At 66.0% G+C, this 17,259-nt stretch carries 11 protein-coding genes; 4 read left to right on the top strand and 7 right to left on the bottom strand.

Annotation, left to right across the window (positions count from 1 at the left end):
• Positions 1-58 precede the first annotated feature (58 nt).
• From ACFQZV_RS03520 to ACFQZV_RS03505, 4 genes are all read left to right on the top strand, one after another.
• Positions 59-2,356 carry an LVIVD repeat-containing protein gene (locus ACFQZV_RS03520; protein ID WP_378750796.1) on the top strand — a complete coding sequence of 766 codons (2,298 nt, stop codon included), beginning with the start codon at positions 59-61 and terminating at the stop codon, positions 2,354-2,356.
• Between the two features lie 291 nt (positions 2,357-2,647).
• Positions 2,648-4,243, top strand: coding sequence for a sugar transferase (locus tag ACFQZV_RS03515; protein WP_378750798.1), 1,596 nt, complete (start codon positions 2,648-2,650; stop codon positions 4,241-4,243).
• 112 nt (positions 4,244-4,355) lie between these two features.
• Complete coding sequence (locus tag ACFQZV_RS03510; RefSeq protein ID WP_378750800.1) at positions 4,356-5,522, top strand: DUF1972 domain-containing protein; 1,167 nt, start codon at positions 4,356-4,358, stop codon at positions 5,520-5,522.
• Positions 5,519-6,664, top strand: coding sequence for a glycosyltransferase (locus ACFQZV_RS03505; protein WP_378750802.1), 1,146 nt, complete (start codon positions 5,519-5,521; stop codon positions 6,662-6,664). The genes ACFQZV_RS03510 and ACFQZV_RS03505 overlap by 4 nt, the downstream gene beginning before the upstream one ends.
• Positions 6,665-6,679: 15 nt before the next feature.
• Here the strand turns inward: ACFQZV_RS03505 and ACFQZV_RS03500 are convergent, their stop codons facing one another.
• The 7 genes from ACFQZV_RS03500 to ACFQZV_RS03470 all read right to left on the bottom strand — a co-directional run bounded on the left by ACFQZV_RS03500 (position 6,680) and on the right by ACFQZV_RS03470 (position 17,210).
• On the bottom strand, positions 6,680-7,330 hold the full coding sequence (locus tag ACFQZV_RS03500) for an arsenate reductase/protein-tyrosine-phosphatase family protein (protein WP_378750804.1): 651 nt from the start codon (positions 7,328-7,330) through the stop codon (positions 6,680-6,682).
• 21 nt (positions 7,331-7,351) lie between these two features.
• A complete protein-coding gene (locus tag ACFQZV_RS03495; RefSeq protein ID WP_378750806.1) occupies positions 7,352-10,534 on the bottom strand; it encodes a right-handed parallel beta-helix repeat-containing protein in 3,183 nt (1,060 codons plus the stop codon).
• Between the two features lie 160 nt (positions 10,535-10,694).
• Positions 10,695-11,885 (bottom strand): Coenzyme F420 hydrogenase/dehydrogenase, beta subunit C-terminal domain, encoded by a 1,191-nt coding sequence (locus ACFQZV_RS03490; protein WP_378750808.1) that lies wholly within the window; start codon positions 11,883-11,885, stop codon positions 10,695-10,697.
• On the bottom strand, positions 11,882-13,369 hold the full coding sequence (locus ACFQZV_RS03485; RefSeq protein ID WP_378750810.1) for a lipopolysaccharide biosynthesis protein: 1,488 nt from the start codon (positions 13,367-13,369) through the stop codon (positions 11,882-11,884). Before ACFQZV_RS03485 ends, ACFQZV_RS03490 begins: the two co-directional genes overlap by 4 nt.
• 14 nt (positions 13,370-13,383) lie before the next feature.
• On the bottom strand, positions 13,384-14,454 hold the full coding sequence (locus ACFQZV_RS03480) for a polysaccharide pyruvyl transferase family protein (RefSeq protein ID WP_378750812.1): 1,071 nt from the start codon (positions 14,452-14,454) through the stop codon (positions 13,384-13,386).
• A gap of 31 nt (positions 14,455-14,485) precedes the next feature.
• Positions 14,486-15,883 (bottom strand): polysaccharide biosynthesis tyrosine autokinase, encoded by a 1,398-nt coding sequence (locus ACFQZV_RS03475; RefSeq protein WP_378750814.1) that lies wholly within the window; start codon positions 15,881-15,883, stop codon positions 14,486-14,488.
• A gap of 43 nt (positions 15,884-15,926) precedes the next feature.
• Entirely contained in the window at positions 15,927-17,210 is a 1,284-nt protein-coding gene (locus ACFQZV_RS03470; protein WP_378750816.1) for a hypothetical protein, read from the bottom strand.
• Positions 17,211-17,259 lie beyond the last annotated feature (49 nt).

The raw sequence follows: 17,259 nt of genomic DNA, 5'->3' as shown, positions 1-17,259 counted from the left end.
CCGCATGAAAACCAGATTGTCCACCGGCGCGCGTTGGAGAACACGCGCCCTCGCCACCGTGGGTGCTGTCACCCTCGGTCTCTCCGTGGTCTCGGCCACGGCTGCCACCGCGGTCAACGATGACGCGGATCCGCGCGAAGGCCTCTCAGCCGGACTCTTCGACGCCGGTCAAGCAGCCAGCAACGTGACGCTCCTGTCGACGCAGCCCAAGACGAGTGCGTTCAACAACTACAACTCCGACCTCGCCTTCACCGGCGACTACGCCATCTCGGGCAACTACAACGGGTTCCAGATCTACGACGTCAGCGACGCGGCGGCTCCGGAACTCAAGGGAACCTACGTCTGCCCCGGCGGACAGGGCGACGTCTCGGTCTACGGCAACCTGCTCTTCATGTCGGTCGAGTCGGGACCGGGCCGCATCGACTGCGGCACGGAGAACCCGGCGACCTCCGACCCGCAGAACTTCCGCGGCGTGCGCGTCTTCGACATCACCGACATCCTCGCTCCCGTCCAGGTGGCAGCCGTGCAGACCTGTCGCGGCTCGCACACGCACACCGTCGTCGAAGATGCCGACGACGCCGACAACGTCTACGTCTACGTCTCGGGAACCGCGGGCGTGCGCACGACGTCGCCGAACGTCCCCGGCGGATGCACGAACGTGAACGGCAACACCCTCGAGTCGCAGCTCGACGCTGAGGGCAACCCGATCCTCGGCTCGCGCTTCTTGGTCGAGGTGATCAAGGTTCCGCTGGCCAACCCGGCAGCAGCCGAGGTCGTCAACAAGGCACGGTTGTTCGCGGATGCCGAAACGGGCAGCCCCGCCGGCCTCCAGGGAACGCCGCAGACGCCGCGCCACCCGTCCGGCGGGTCCTGGTCGCCCTCCCCCGTGACCGATGCCTGCCACGACATCACCGCGTATCCCGAAATCGGGCTGGCCGCGGGTGCGTGTGAGGGCAACGGCATCCTGATCGACATCAGCGATCCCGCCAACCCGCAGCGCGTCGACGAGGTCTCGGACCCCAACTTCGCGTACTGGCACTCGGCCACGTTCAACAACGACGGCACGAAGGTCGTCTTCACCGACGAGTGGGGCGGCGGAGGCGGCGCGCGTTGCCGCGACACCGACGCACCCGAGTGGGGCGCCAACGCCATCTTCGACATCGTCGACGGAAAGTTGGAATTCGCCAGCTACTACAAGATGCCTGCCGTCCAGTCGGCTACCGAGAACTGCGTCGCGCACAACGGCTCGCTGGTTCCGGTTCCCGGTCGCGACATCATGGTCCAGGCCTGGTACCAGGGTGGCTTGTCGGTGTTCGACTTCACCGACAGCGCGAACCCGGTCGAGATCGCCTACTTCGACCGCGGCCCGGTGAGCGACGCCGGACTCGTCCTGGCGGGCTACTGGTCGGCGTACTGGTACAACGGCAACATCTTCGGCAACGAGATCGGCCGCGGGTTCGACAGCCTTGGGCTGACCGCCAGTGATTACCTCTCGGAGAATGAACTCGCCGCCGCCGCCGAATGGCAGCGCGACGAATTCAACGCCCAGGCGCAGCCGACGATCGCACACGCCCCGAGCTTCGCGGTCGCCGGGTCGTACATCGACCAGCTGGGCCGGACCGGTGCCGACGTCACGACGTTGATGGCACAGTTCGAGACGGCGAAGTCGCTCGCAGCCAACCCCGCCAAGGCACGCGAGGCGATCGCCGCCCTTGAGGCGGCGGCCGCGGCGGCGGGTCCCGGCGATGTGGCTGACGCGCTTCTCGCTCTGGCCGCGACGATCCACGTCGACACCACCAAGCCGGTGACGACGCTCGTCGCGCCGACGACTGCCGGACCGTTCAACGCACTGCAGGTGCAGGTGGATGCCACCGACGAGATCGGGTTGTCCCGCGTCGTCGCGAACATCTACCAGAACGGCAAGCTGGTCAAGTCCACCCAGACCGCCGGTAACGGCGAGAAGGCCGTCAGCCACACCGCTACGGTGACGCTGCCGGAGGGCTCGTACATGGTGCGCTACAACTCGCAGGACACGGCCGGCAACATCTCGGCCACCCGCGAGCACGCCTTCACGATCGACACGACCGCCCCGAAGGCGACGGTCAAGGCGGGCGACAACTTCACGGTCGGTGCCGACGGCACGTACTCGCTCGTCAGCTTCAAGCTGCACGACGCGGGCAAGATCGACAAGATCACGCTCAACGGCGTCGTGAAGGATCTCTCCAACAACGCCTGGTCTGACGTGAACTTCGTCAAGCCCGGCACCTTCGGCGGACAGCTCGGCGAGAACACCCTCGTCGTGTACGACGTCGCCGGCAACACCCAGACGACGGTCTTCACGCTCGTCGCACCGTAATACGGCTTCGGCCGGCAACGGGGCTCCCGCGTTCGCGGGGGCCCCGTTGTGGTTGAGGCATCGGAGTAGGTTCGGGTGAATTCCCGATGACGAATCAGCGCCGTGGGGGTTTCGCGAAGCGAGCCATCCGTATAGGCTGAGACGACGCGAGTGCAGGAGTGGGATCCTGCACGGAGACTGGGAATCTCATCGCGTCGCTGGGGAAGTACGGGCAGTTGATTCTGCCTGTCGGACATTGCTTGGGGGCAATATGCCGACCGAATATTACGTAGCCGTCTCGGCGGTCGCGCGATGACGGCCGTCGACGATGCATCGGCACGCACGCAGCGCGCTTTCGCGCCGGTCTCGGCGTCGCGTTGGAAGCCTGCCGACACCGACGTCCTGGAGTTCTCGCCGGCGATAGCACAGACCGCCTCGTCGTTCGACACGCAGACCACGGTCACACCGCGCACGTCGAGTTCGATCGCGAACCGCCAATCGTGGGAACGCAGCTACCGCCGGCGGTTGCGCATCTCGGATGCCGCAATCATCGTCCTCGTCTGCACGCTCTCCTCGTTCGTCTGGTTCCAGGTACTGCACCCGTGGATCCTTCTTGCCGACCCATGGATCCTCGCACGCGTGCCCCTCGCAACCGCGTTCGTGTGGTTCATCATGTTGACACTCTTCAGCACACGCGAACCCGCGCACTTCGGTTCCGGCGCCACCGAGTACAAGCGAGTGGCCCACGCCACCGCGATGACGTTCGGCGCATTGTCGATCGCCTTCGTCGTGTTCCAATGGCCGGGAATCCGAACTCAGCTCTTCTTGGCATTCCCGATCGGGTTGCTCGGCTTGCTGCTCAATCGGTGGGTCTGGCGACGCTGGCTCGTCCGTCAGCGGGCAATGGGCCGCTTCGCGTCGCGCACTGTCGTCGTGGGAGACCGAGGCGCCGTCGAGTACGTCATTCGGACTCTCGGAACCCAGGGTGAGCACGGATACCTCGTAGTCGGTGCCGCAGTGCATGACGAGACCGCCGATGCGATGCGGATCGACCACGCGATCGTGCCTCTCCTCTCGGGACAAAGCTGGGTGGCGCAGGCGGCCAGCCTCGAAGCCGACACGATCATCGTCGCCAGTCAGCCCGGCGACGACCCCGACTACATCAAGCACCTCGCATGGCAGGTCGAGGGTACAGCCGCTGAACTGGTGCTTTCGAGCCGCATCGCGGACGTCGCCGGTCCCCGCATGTCGTTGCGCCCCGTCGAGGGCCTGCCCCTGATCCATGTGCAGATCCCGACATTCGAGGGTGGCGCCTACGTCTTCAAACGGGTGTTCGACGTCGCAGTGTCGTTCGTCGCACTTCTCCTCTTCGCGCCCGTCGCGGCGGTGATCGCTCTCGCGATAAAGCTGGATTCGCCCGGTCCCGTGTTCTTCCAGCAACACCGCATCGGGCGTGATGGTCAGTCGTTCCCCATGCTCAAGTTCCGTTCGATGCGAACCGACGCGGAAGAGATGCTGGCCGATCTCCAAGCAGCGAACGAGGGTTCGGGACTGTTGTTCAAGATGAAGGACGACCCGCGGGTGACTCGCGTCGGCAAGTTCCTCCGCAAGTACTCGCTCGACGAAGTTCCCCAGTTCTGGAATGTGCTACGCGGCGATATGAGCGTCGTCGGTCCCCGTCCGCCGCTGCCCTCGGAGGTCACGGCATACGACGGCACGGTGTTCCGTCGCCTCTACATCAACCCGGGAATCACAGGCCCATGGCAGGTCGGCGGACGTAGCGACCTCTCGTGGGAAGAGAGCGTGCGCCTCGACCTCCGGTACGTTGAGAACTGGTCGGTTTTCGATGATCTCCTCATCATGTGGAAGACGGTGAAGGTGATGATCAAACCGAGCGGCGCCTACTGACACCACCAGCACCCCTTCTCCGGCAACTCGTCGCATCGTTGACAGAACGATGGGATGCCGGCGCTGAAGCGATGGGCGCCTGACCGCCGCACAGATGAGGGATTGGGACGACATGACGGATTCGCTGCGCATCGCCCTCATCGGGACGCGAGGCATTCCCGCAGCGTACGGCGGCTTCGAGACCGCGGTCGAAGAGGTCGGACGACGTCTCGTCGCTCGCGGGCACCGGGTCGTCGTCTATGGCAGGGATGCCGGTGAGACCGGCGACTATCATCTCGGGATGCGCAGGGTCACCCTGCCTTCTGTAAAGCAGCGCGCACTCGAGACCCTCTCGCACACGGCACTGTCCACCGTGCACACGGTCACGAAGGCAATGCCGGACGTCGCCTTCGTCTTCAACGCGGCGAACTCACCCTTCGTGCCGTTGCTTCGGATGCGTGGCATCCCCACCGCGCTCCACATGGACGGCCTCGAATGGCGCCGGGCCAAGTGGGGCCCTCGGGGACGTGCTTACTATCGGTGGGCTGAATCATTCGGTGTCCGCAACGCCGATGCGCTCATCGCGGATGCGCCCGGCATCGCCGACTATTACGACCATCAGTTCGCGGTTCCCACCGAATTGATTCGTTACGGCGCACCGATCCTCCGAGAGTCACCTGAGTCCCTGCTCGACCCTCTCGGTCTCACAGCGAACGGCTTCCACCTCGTCGTCGCACGTTTCGAACCCGAAAACCACGTGCGGGAAATCGTCGAGGGCTATGTCTCCTCCTCGGCAACGAAACCGCTCGTCGTGGTCGGTTCCGCGCCCTACGCGGCCGAGTACACGAACGCCATTTCAGATGCCGCCGCACGTGACGACCGTGTTCGATTGCTCGGGGGCGTGTACGACCAAGACCGCCTCGACGCGCTTTACTTCCATGCGTTCAGCTATCTCCACGGGCACTCGGTCGGGGGAACCAACCCGTCGCTGTTGCGCGCAATGGGCGCGGGCACGGCCGTCACCGCGTTCGACGTGGGCTTCAACCGTGACGTGCTCGACGGGCGCGGGTGGTACTTCTCCGACCCGGCATCTGTCGCATCGGCGGTCGAGGCATCCGAGAATGATCCGGACAACACGACGACACTCGGCGAGTCGCTCCGCGTTCACGCTGAATCCGCTTTCTCGTGGGATGACGTCACGAACGCATACGAGGCGCTCGCCCGCGATCTCGCAGAAGGCGCGTCGATCCACGCGCGCGCTCGTCATGCTCGACGTCGATCCTCGGAGTGGAACGGATGAGCACGCGAATGGAAACCGTGCTCGTCGTCCACCCCGGAGCCGAACTCTTCGGGTCCGATCGGATGCTGCTCGAGAGCGTGCTCGGGCTTCGGGAGGCCGGCACGCGTGTCGTCGTCGCTCTTCCCTCACACGGCCCCCTGCTCGAACCGCTGCGTGCCTCGGGCGCTGAGGCCGTCATCGTTCCGATGCTCGTGCTCCGCAAGGCGCTTCTGCGGCCGAGCGGATGGCTCCGGCTGTTCCGCGACACCTTCCGTGGATTGGGATCTGCCTGGCGGCTGATCACCCATGTGCAGCCGGACGCGGTGTACGTCAGCACGATCACCGTCCCCCTGTGGCCCGCCATCGCACGAATGCGCGGGCGGCGTGTGGTCAGTCATGTCCACGAGGCCGAGGCATCCGGCAACCGCCTCGTCAATCTCGCGCTCTACCTGCCGCATCTAGCGGCGCACCGCGTGTTGGTCAACAGTGAGTTCAGCCTCGCGACGATCCGCTCGGTCCTCCCCCGCCTCGCCCGTCACGCGCAGGTGCTCTACAACGGCGTCGATGCGCCGGAACAGCCCACCCCTCCACGGGGGGCGATTGAGGGCCCGTTCCGGATTACCTACGTCGGCCGACTCTCGCCGCGCAAAGGGCCTGACATCGTTATCGATGCGGCGAGCGCGCTCGGACGCGCCGGCATCCCGACACACGTCACCCTCGTCGGATCTGCGTTCGAAGGATACGAATGGTTCGAAGAGGAGTTGCACGTCAAGGTCGACGCCGCGCACGAATCCACCGTCGTGGAATTCGCCGGCTTCCACACCGACGTGTGGCCCTTCCTTGCCGACACCGACGTGCTCATCGTCCCCTCTCGATTGGACGAGCCGTTCGGCAACACAGCCGTCGAAGGGATCCTCGCGCGCCGGCCGGTGATCGCCAGCGACACGAGTGGCCTGCGAGAAGCCGCCGGCGGATACCGCAGTGCACGGCTGGCCGCTCCCGGAGACGTCGACGCCTTCGTGCGTCGCCTCACTGAGCTCCACGCATCCTGGGAGGAGGTCTCTTCATCAACGGATGCGGATGCCGCCCTGGCGCGTGAGCGCCACGACCCGGCAGGCTACCGAGCCGGGGTGCGGGCGGCCGTCGCGTCGCCCGTGCGGTAGCGGGGACTCACTCGGTCACTGCGTGGCAGCGCCGGCGACGAAAGCCGCTGCCTCGTTGCCGAGCGCGTGCGCCGCCTCCCGCGTCTCCTCGAGCACACGCCGGTGGCGGCGCTGGCTCGCACCGTGCACATCGGGAACGTCATATGGATGCTCGGTCCGCAGACGAAGGAAGCGATAGGAGCGAGGTTCGGGAATCGGCACCAGACCTCGTCGTGCGTCGAGGTGCTCAGCGAATGCTCGCACGGAGGAGTGGCCGCTCTGGCGCTGACCGCGACCATCAGTCCCCGACTCCTTGGCGAGGTGAAGAGCCTCACGAAGTGTGAAGACGCGGCCTCGAGCCGACGGCACCAACTGTGTCACCATCGCCCGCTCGCGCAACGAAGACACCACCACCAGGTCAGCGTTGTCGATGTGGCGTGAGTTCAGAGCGCGTGACTTCGCGCCCGCTGTCGCTGGATCCCCCGCCAGGTCTGCGGCGATCTCGCAGACCACGGTCGACCTGACGACGTCGGTGCCGCGACTTTCGATGCGCCATGGAACGCCATCGTCACCGACCGCTTGCGCGAACGCCGCCGCCATCAGCGGCGAGCGGCAGACGTTCGCACGGCAGACGAACAAGACACGCTGAGGCGGCACTCTGCCAGCAGTGCCCGCGACGTTCCCCATCCGACAAGAGTAGCCCCGTCGTCAGCGGAATTGCGCCCCGAGCGACTTCTCCGCCTCGAGCAACCCACTTCGATCCGAAATCGACCGCGGCACCGCGCGCGCGGTCGCAGCCTCGCGGTCATCGACCGTCTGCGTCGGGCGCAAGCCGCCATCGAGCACGGGCACTCCCTCGAAGTAGCGGGACGCGGAGTCCCGACCGCTGGCGGCACGGTACGCATCGAACGTCGTATAGCGCTTTGTCCCGCTCGCGCCACCCGACCAGTCCGCGAAGACCCGTGGAGTCGCGCCATCGGCGCGGAAATAGATGTTCCCATCGCTTTGGCTCACCATCTGGTGACCCTGGAATTCTCGGGACCAATCGTTCACGCATACGACGCAGTCGCCTCGCGACGGCCCGAGGATGTTGTTCGCGATCACCGTGTTGCGCACGATCCACGGCACCGTGGGGTCTGGTTTCGGCTGCCGGGGATCGTGTCCGGGCGTATCGATGTCGGATGCGCGCCGACTGTCTTGGGTGATCGAGATGTTGCGCTCATTCCCGGACAGGGTGTTGTTCCAGATCGAGGCGTTTCCGGTGTCTGTGATGAAGACCCCCGCCAGACCGTTGTCGGCGAAGATGTTGTTCGCGATGACGACCTTCTCCGAGAGTTCGACGACGAGACCGTTCCCACCGTTGCCGACGACGTCATTGTCGGCGAAGACGATGTCGTAGACGGACTCGTCGAACCACGGCCCTTGCCCGGCATTGCCCACGAAGGAGCTCCGGCGCACGTCGATGTCGCGCGATCGGGTGACTTTGAGCGCACCGGAGACGGGAGCCCGATTGAACCCCTGCGCGTTGTTGCCGACCGAGCTGACGCCGTCGATGAGGAGCCTGTCCGCGGTCGACGCGCCCATTCCCAGCAGCCCGTTCCCGTCGACGGTCACGTTCTTGAGGGACACGTCGGGTGCCCATGTATAGAAGCCCGTGGTGGCGTTGTCGAGGATCGTGACCTCTGACAGGGTGATTCCTGGGACATCAGCCGTCACGGCGCCCATCTGATGGACGCTTGTGGCATAGCGCTTGACGCCGATGCCACGGATAGTGCTGTCCTCTGCGCGGATCGTCAACGCCTTCTGGAGCGTGCTCGCCTCGACCAGCTTGCCGGTCGGGTTGGATCCGATGACGAGCTGACGTGTGTTCTCATCGACGTAGAACTCACCGGCGCCCACCTGTGCGCGTGACCCGACCTGCGTCAACGGCTGTCCGTCGATCCAGATCTGGTCGGGATGGGCCGCCATCGGGCGGTCCGGGTGCAGCCATTGCCAGCCTGGGGTCGTACCGTCGGGCTTTCCCTTCGAGTACGTCGGGCTCGAGTCGAAGAACGTCGTCCATCCACTCCGTGTCCACACGGAGCCCGACTTGACCCATCCGGTGACGCGCTCGGCCCCGTCGAGCCACACAGCCTCACCTGGATACGGTTGGATCGTGATGCCGCGACGTGGTGTGACGAAGACGGACTCGTGATACGAGCCGCCGCGGATGACGACGGTCCCGTTCTCGCGAGACAATTCGACCGCGCGTTCGATCGTCGCGACCGGTCGATCACGTGTGCCTGCGGCACTGTCGGACCCGTCCGTCGCGACGTAGATCGCACCTGATGGAACTGGATACGAATGGGTACCCGGGGCCGCCGCACCGGCCTCGACCCGCTGACCCAAGTACTCGACGCCGCCGGGCTCGGGCCCGGGTTCCGGCTCGGGTTCGGGCTCGGGTTCCGGCTCGGGCGCAGGCTCCGGAGCCGGGTCGACCGGCACGCTCGTCTCATCGGAGCCGACAAGCACATTGTCGAACGCCACGGGCACCGCCGCGCCGGCTGTCGAACCATAGACCGAGAAGGCCACAGAACCGGTGGTGCTGTGGGCGGCACTGCTGTCATCGCTCGCGGTGACGCTCCACTCGGTCGGTTCGGCCGTCGCCGTCGGCCAGGCCTTCGCAGCCACGGAGGGGACGCCTTCAACATCGGAGGCGACAGTAGCGATCGTCACCGCCGCCCCTGGCGAAAAGTCGAACGGAAGAGCCGTCCGTGCGAGCACGGTGGCCTTCCACCCGTCCAACCGAACGATCTCAAGGCTCGAAGCTCCCGCGGAGTCGACGACACTCCGCGCTGCGTATGCGCCCGCGTCCGTGTGGCGCACTGCGCTCGACACGTACGCGCGTGTCCCACGCTCGGGCAACCGCATCAGGGTGACGTCGACTTCGCTACGGACGTCACGAACGGCGACATCGGGAAGCGACGCGCGCGCCGTGCGACCGGGTCCAGGGGCGGTGAGGACGGCGACGTCACCGTCGACGCTCCCCGCATCCCGCGGTTCGACGGAATAGGAAGCACCCTGATCGGTCGCGCCCCATCCAGGCGATACGCTCCGCGACATGTCGTCGCTGACGATCGAGTTCGGATCCGGAGCGGGTGCGGGAGGAGCGACATCCTCCGTCGTCGCCGCGGACGTGACCGAGAGATCATCGAACGTGACCGGAACGACCTCGCCGCGCGACGAGCTGTACACGCGCAACCCCGTCGCCCCCGGCGTCGCGATGCGCTGGTCGGAGTCATCAGTGAACTCCACCGTTGACACGAGCTCGCTCGCCGCCAGGTCGCGCGCGGACGCCGTCAACACGGCCGCTTCGCTCCCTCGCACCGACAGCCCGAGTTCGATGCGGCCGTCCGACGACGTCCAGGCGATCCGTTGTTCAGACAGAAGCGTGGCGTCGTGTCCGTCGAGGCGAATCAGTCCAAGCAGATGCGTGCCGTCTGCCTGCGAGACGAGCCGTGCACCGTAGGCGCGATCGTTGGCGTCTCTCGCGGTGATCGTCACGTATGAGGTATCCGTCCCGTCGGGCGCCTCCGGCAATGCAACGGTGATCCGAGAATCCGTGTCGTCGGCGTTCAGCTCCGAGAGCACCGCGCCACTCATGCGCCCGGGCGCGGGGCCGACCAGCTCCGCGACGTCGCCGTCGACAGTCAGAGCGCCCCCACCGATCACGGTGTATTCGCCGCCTGTCTCGGCCGCCCCCCATCCGTCGGTCAGGACGCGACTCATTGAATCCCGTGCCAGGACCTCGGGTTCGCTCATCGGGGCGGTTGCGACCACCAGCGGGGCGATGAGTGAAGCGGCGGCGGCGAGACGCACGCCGGTGCGGGCGAGAGAGGGGAAACGGGGCATGAAAGCAGAGCCATTCGTTGGACGAACCAGTACGACGGTCTGACGCGCCTCCCCAAGCGTGGCGCCGGTCGACCGACCTTGGGACGCTAACACCGCCGATACACAACCGACGAAGAGGTGAGAGCATTCTCACGGTCGCCGATCACCGACTCCGGGTCCCTCACCGACTCTCACGAACCCTGCGGTACGTACCTCGCAGGGTTCGGATCGCCAGTCGAGGGCTTTCCAGCACCAGCCGCATCAACCCGAATCCACGAAACCTCGGTACAGGTCGACCCGCCAGCCTTGCTCCCCACAGTCGCGCCGCAAGGAACCGGCGCCGCGTGGCCTGAAGTGGTTGCGCCGCCACGAGGTGCCCAGGGTCCAGAGGGCGCAGCTCGATCACCCCGGCGGCCTCTGCCGCCTGGACGAGCGCGAGCCCCCGCTCCGTCCGTGCCACAAGAGCGCTGCGGCCGTCCGATTCCGCGAACAGCGGGTATCCGCGCTCATCGGTTTGCCACGAATCCGCCGCGACGATGTCCGCGGACTCCCCGACCCCGTCGGGACAGATCTTGCATCGCCACTGCGTGGCTGGCCCGAGAACCCTGCCCCAGGATTCTTCGTAGTCGGCGCTCGCCTCGCGCCCGTCGGCGCGCACCGTGAAGCGCCCGGGCCAGCCGCGTCCGCGGTACCACATCTCATCGATATGAGATCCGTCCTCCACTCCGAGTTCACGCACGAGACGATCCGTGGCCGACTGACTCGGCGTCCCAGCACAGAAGAACGACAACAAGACGGGAAGTGCCGAGTCGTCGACGGATGCGGCGCGCACAGCGGCCACTTCGCAAGGCTTCGCCGTCATCCCGCCCGCGGCAACCGGAACGGTCTGAGCGACCGCGACCGGGGCGTATCGTGATCCGGCCGCCGCCAGGGCGTCGTCGCGGGACATGATCGTCACGGGAACGGTACGCGTCGGTTTTTCCTGGTCCGCGGCAGCGGTCGTGATCTCGCTCGCGAGACCCGATTCGACAAGCCAGCCCTGCAGCGCGGTCAGCACTCCCCCGCTACTCCCGCGATGCCGGGTGTCGCGGTCGACCGCCCACGCCTCCCAGATGCCGAAGTACGAGCCGAGGAGTGGGTGACGCCGTGCGCCACGTGGTCGTTGCGCACCAACTCGGCGCCCCGGACACGCGCGACGAAACGTGCGAACGGCGTCCGGCACCTCACGCGCTGCGCCCGTCTCGCGCGGGCGAGCGAACCCGGCGGCGTCGGTGTGCATCGTGAGCCCGGAGTCGAGCGTGACACACATGCCGCATCCAGAACACGCGTCAGCGGCGAGCACCTTCGCCACTTCGGACCGGACCGTCTTCATTCGTCACCTTCTTCGTCTTGCAGGATGCGTCGTTCGCGTTTCACCATGAGGCGGACGAAGCTCGTCAGCGTCCGCGCGTCGCGTCGGATGGGCGGGGTCAGGAGCGCCAGGCCGACGACGGCTAATCCTGCCGCGAGGCCGACACCGAGCTGAACAAGGTCGCCGTGCGGCACGACGGCCGCAGCCGCACCCCATGAAGCGGCTCCCGCCGCGGAGGCGACCACGAGCACCCGCACGGCGCCGCTGTACAGCGCGGCAACGGGGAGGGGCGTGAGGCGCGACAACCAGAAGATGGAAACGGGCCACGCGATGGCGGGGGCGAGCGCGAAACCCGCTGCGATGCCGACCAGACCGAAGAACGAACCGCCGACGATGCACACGACCTTGATGGCAGTCGACACCAAGGTGTAGCGGAAGAGTTCCCGGCTCAGTCCACGCGAGACGTACACCCAGTACCCGACGAACGAGAGCGTCGTCAGCGTGCCCGCGATCGCGAAGAAGCGCAGGATCGGAACAGCACCCTCCCATTGCGGGCCGAGCATCAGACCGACGACGGGTTCTGCCATTCCGCACACCAGCAGCAACGGGATCCCGAACGTGTACCCGAGTGCGAGTTGACCGCCGGTCACGAAGCCGTCGAACCGCTTGTGATCCTTCTGCACGCGAGAGAAGACCGGAAGTGCGACATTTGTGATCGGGGAACGAACTTGAGCAAGGGGCGTCATGACCAGCTGGTACGCGCGGTTGTAGAGCCCGAGGGGCGCCGCGCCGAACTTGGCGGCCACAAGAACCGTGTCGATCTGCGAGGACGCGTAGGTGAGCAGATTCGTCGCCACAAGGTGCGAGCCGAACCGTACGAGCCCTGCGGTGGGGTGCCGACGGGAGAAGAGGCGTGGGAGCCATCTTCCTGAACCGACGAGGACCGCGAGTAGCACGAACGCGGCGGTGAGCTGTTGCGCGGCCAGTGCCCAGTATCCGGCGCCGAGGAGGGCGGTCGCGACGGCGACGGCGAGGGCGACGAGCGCGGAAAGAATGTCGGCGACCGCCATCGCGCGAAAGCGCAGTTCGCGCATCAACTGCGCGCGATACTGTGTGGCCAATCCGTTCATGACGAAGACCACAGAGAGCACCTGCATCATGCCTCTGAGCTCGGGTTGCTGGGTCATCGCGGCAAGCGGCCACGAGAGTCCGAATACGATCGCGGCCAGGACCACGCCGAGCGCCGTGTTGATCCAGAACAGATTGTCCCGCTGTCCATGGCTGAGGTGGGGAGCCTGAACCGAAGCGGAGGTGAGCCCGAAGTCCCGAAAAATCTCACCGACTCCGATCACCACCAGCGCGATCGCCAGCAAGCCGTAATCGTAGGGCGTGAGGAGCCGCGCCAGCACGACCACCGAGAGCAGCTGCAACAGAATGCGCGCAAGTTGTGCTCCGAGCGTGAACAGCGCACCTCGTGCCGCAGAGTGAGCTAGGGAGTCCGCCACGTCCGGGACACCTTTCAGGTGAGGTCGGCGACGAGTGTGCGGAGTGTGTCGATCCGCACCGCGCCTTCCCGCTGGACGGCGGCCGCCTCCTGGGTGAGGTCGCGACGCGCGGCTTCCAGAACAGCGGTGCTCGTTGTGTCCGCGTCCCGGATGTCGACGACGGCGTCCCACCCCAGATCAGCGAGCAGCGGACGGAACTTGCGAGAGTAGGCCATGGCGACTGCGGGTGTGCCTGTCGAGAGTGCATTCAGGCACGCGTGCATGCGCGCCCCGATCACGAGGTTCGCCGATCCGATGGCCGCCCTCGCATCGTCTAGTCCCTGAGGCACGAGAACCTCGACCTCATCGCCGAACATTCCCTTGACGGCATCTACCGCGGGAACGTCGTTGTCGGGGTCTGCCGACGTCAGCACGTGCGGCAGCAGCGACACCGTACGTCCATCCTCGAGCAGCCCCCGGATGACCGTGACGATCGATTCGCGATACTGCTCGTGATCGACGTGCGGGTTTGTCGACCACAACAGACCCGACACGTTCACGATCACGTCTCGGGCAACGTCTGATGGAGGCTGTGTCACCGCGAACACCATGTCCGTCGTCAGCGCGTCGACCGGACGCCCGAGCTCATCGGCAACCGAGGCGCTGATCGGGTCCCGTGCGAAGACCAAGTCCGACCGCCGGAGGTTCCGTCGCGCCAGCGCACGTCCTCGCCGATGGCGGAACGGTCCGATCGTCTGGGGTGCCATCACGCACCGCACGCCGGCCTGGGCTGCGAACTCATGAATGAGCGACATCGTGAGATGCCGGTGCATGCCGTAGATGTCGGCGAAGCTGTCTCCCGACCGCGTGTCCCAGTACAGGTCGAACGACCGCAACCAGGCCATCATGCCGGTGCGGTTCAACACCCGCTCCTTCACAAGCGACCGCGGCGGCCACGAGATGCTGTCGGGCTTCCTGCCATAGTTCATCATCTCGATCTCAGCGTCGGGGAAAACCGACCGCAACACGTCGATCGAGCCTTTGCCGAGTGCCCTGACACCGAGATTCGGTGAGGCGTCATCCGCCCATCCGATGAGGATCCTCATGATGCACGGCCCGCGTGATGCTGGGCGACGGTCACTTGTCCGCTCCGACCGCGGATGCCGCTTTGCCGGTCTCGGTGTAGTAGCCGTCGGTGCGACGATGCGTGCGCACCTTGTTGAGCACCATCCCGACGATGCGTCCTCCGGCCGCATCGAAGCTGGCCACAGCCGCCGCGAGCGCTGACCGCCGCGTCCGGGTCGCGTCGACGACGATCAAGGCTCCGTCAACCACCGGCGAAAGCAAGTTTGCGTCGGCGACGCTCGAGATCGGCGGCGAGTCGATGATGACATAGTCGTATAGCGGCGTGACGTGGTCGAGGAATTCGTGCATCGCGTCGGACGTCAGCATGCCGGCGGGATTGGGAGGGATGATTCCTGCCGTCAGGATGTCGACGCCGGTGCCCATGCGACTCAACTTCGCATCCTCGAAGTCGGCGTCGCCGAGCAGAACCGTGGTCAATCCGATGGACTGTTCGACGCCGAAGATTTCCGCCACACGCGGGCGGCGAAGATCTGCATCGACGAGCAGAACGCGACTGCGCAGCGCTGCGAGGGTCAAGGCGAAGTTGGCCGCGAACGTCGTCTTCCCCTCGCCCTGCGACGTCGACGTGACGAGAAGGCGCCGTGTCGGGCTCGAAACGCCCGCGTACGTGAGAGCGGATCGAACCCGTCGGAACTCCTCAGATGCACTACCCAGCGGGTCCTGCGCTACGACCAGGCCGAGCCGTTCGCGCCCCCGCCGCACACGGGAGATCACGCCGAGCACCGGCGCGGGCACCGTCTCGCGCAGAGACTCGACTGTCGGCATCCGCGTGTCCAGGAGTGATCGCAACAGTGCGAAAGCGACGCCGACGATCAAACCCACCGCCGCCCCCAGAACAGTGTCGCGCGGCTTGCTCGGGGCAGATTGATAGAGAGGCACGACCGCGTCATCGATGACCGACGCGGTGATGGTGGGTGCGTCTTCGGCCGTGGTCGGCGACACCTCGCGAACGGCGGCAGCGAGACTTTCCGAAACGGCGTTGGCGACCGCTGCGGCACGCTCGGGCGACGTCGATGTGACTTCGATCGTGAGGATGACGGTGTCGTGCGGGTTGATCACCGCGATATTGCGCGCGAGTTCACGTGCGGTGATGTCGAGGTCGAGGTCGTCGATCACCGGTTCCAGGACACGTGAGGAGGTTGCCAGACGCGCAAAGGACTGCATCTGGTTCTGGGCGTATGCGGTGCCCTGATTCAGATCGGACCCACTCGACCCCTGATTGATCGAGACGAAGAGGGTCGCGCGCGCCTGATAGGTGGGCGTTGTGGCGCTCGCGACCACGAAGCCCATCAGCGCTCCGACAAGCACGGTGCCGGCGATGACGAGCCAGTGTTTCCGCAACGCCGCCCACACTGTTCCCAGCGTCCAGACCGAAGCACTGCTCGTCACGTCCATCCCCCCTGGCCTCCGGCCACGCGGAAAGCACGAAGTCTCATCTTACCTGCACCTTCTCCGTGCGCCCGCGCTCTCGGACCTCTCTCGAATTCTGGAAAGACGGATCGTCACGATGCGCCGCGCGCAGGTTGAGCGTGACTGCCAACCCGACGACGAACCAGAAGAAGACCGCGTACTGCGTGATCAGGGACACGGCGAGCAGGCCGGGGAGCTGACCGGCCACCGCGACAGCGGCGCTGTGCGTCCTCCCACGTGCGAACAGCCGCGAGACCGCCACAACCAGTACTCCAAGGAGTAAGACAGTCGGAACCCAACCGACACGCATCGCCACGACGAGGATCGCGTTGTCGATCGACTTCTCGAACACACCGAGGAACTGACCATCGATCGTGAGGCCGCCGATATCAGGGGCTGAGCCGAACAGCGGCACGACCCGGGTGATGGCCAGCAGATCGAACCGGTAGTCGGCGCTTCCGCCGGCTTCTCCGCCCGCGTCGAGAAACACGTCCGAGATGAACGGAACGACGACCGCGGCGGCCACGATCGCCGCCGCTGCGATGGCGACGCGACCACGGGCGGACAGGCCGGGGAGGACGAGCAACGAAAGCCCCACCGTGATGACGAGGGTGACCAGACCGATGCGACTGAGCGTCATTGCGACCGCGCCCGCGATGACCGCCAACATCGCGATACGTACACCCAGTCGCCATCGGGATGCGAGTACGAAAGCGGCGCTCATCGAGAGCGTCGCTCCCAAAGCGATCGAGTGACCGAACGCTCCCTCAGCCCTGACCAAACCACCCCTCGGCTGCAACGGTGACCATTGATCGTAGAGACTCGCCGAGCCGGCAGGCCAAGACTGGAAGACGTTGACACCCGTCGACGCCTCGACCAACGCAAGTAGCGCGGCGATCACCGCGACGACGGCGATGGCCTTGGTGACGAAATCGATGCTCACCCTGGCGAGCAGGACCCGTCCGACGATGTATGGCAACAACCATTCGGATGCCGCGATGAAGGTCGCGGACAGTGAGCTGATTCCGAGAGCGAATTGGGCACCGACGAGGATGGCGAACCCGGCCATGAAGGCATCGGCGATCGACAGCGGTCCACGCTGCGCGCACGCCGCGATGAGAAGCACGGTGACCAGCGTGATCGCCGACCAGAATGGGCCGACACTCACCCCGACCCAGACGGGGACGAAGAACATCGTCGCCATCCACAAGAGGAACGTGGCCCTCGGCGCGGCTCGTGCCACGACGACCGCGATGATCGCTGCGCACAACGCAACAGCCAGCGCGCCCAGGGTCGCCATTCGCACCTCCCGAGCGTCATACCTCGAGGGCTACGCCTTGGCGTAGCCCTCGAGG

Origin of the sequence: Microbacterium koreense (genome assembly GCF_042677105.1) — a bacterium.
Lineage (GTDB): Bacteria > Actinomycetota > Actinomycetes > Actinomycetales > Microbacteriaceae > Microbacterium > Microbacterium koreense.
The sequence above is the reverse complement of the archived record's forward strand: the minus strand, read 5'-3'. Positions and strand labels throughout refer to the sequence as shown.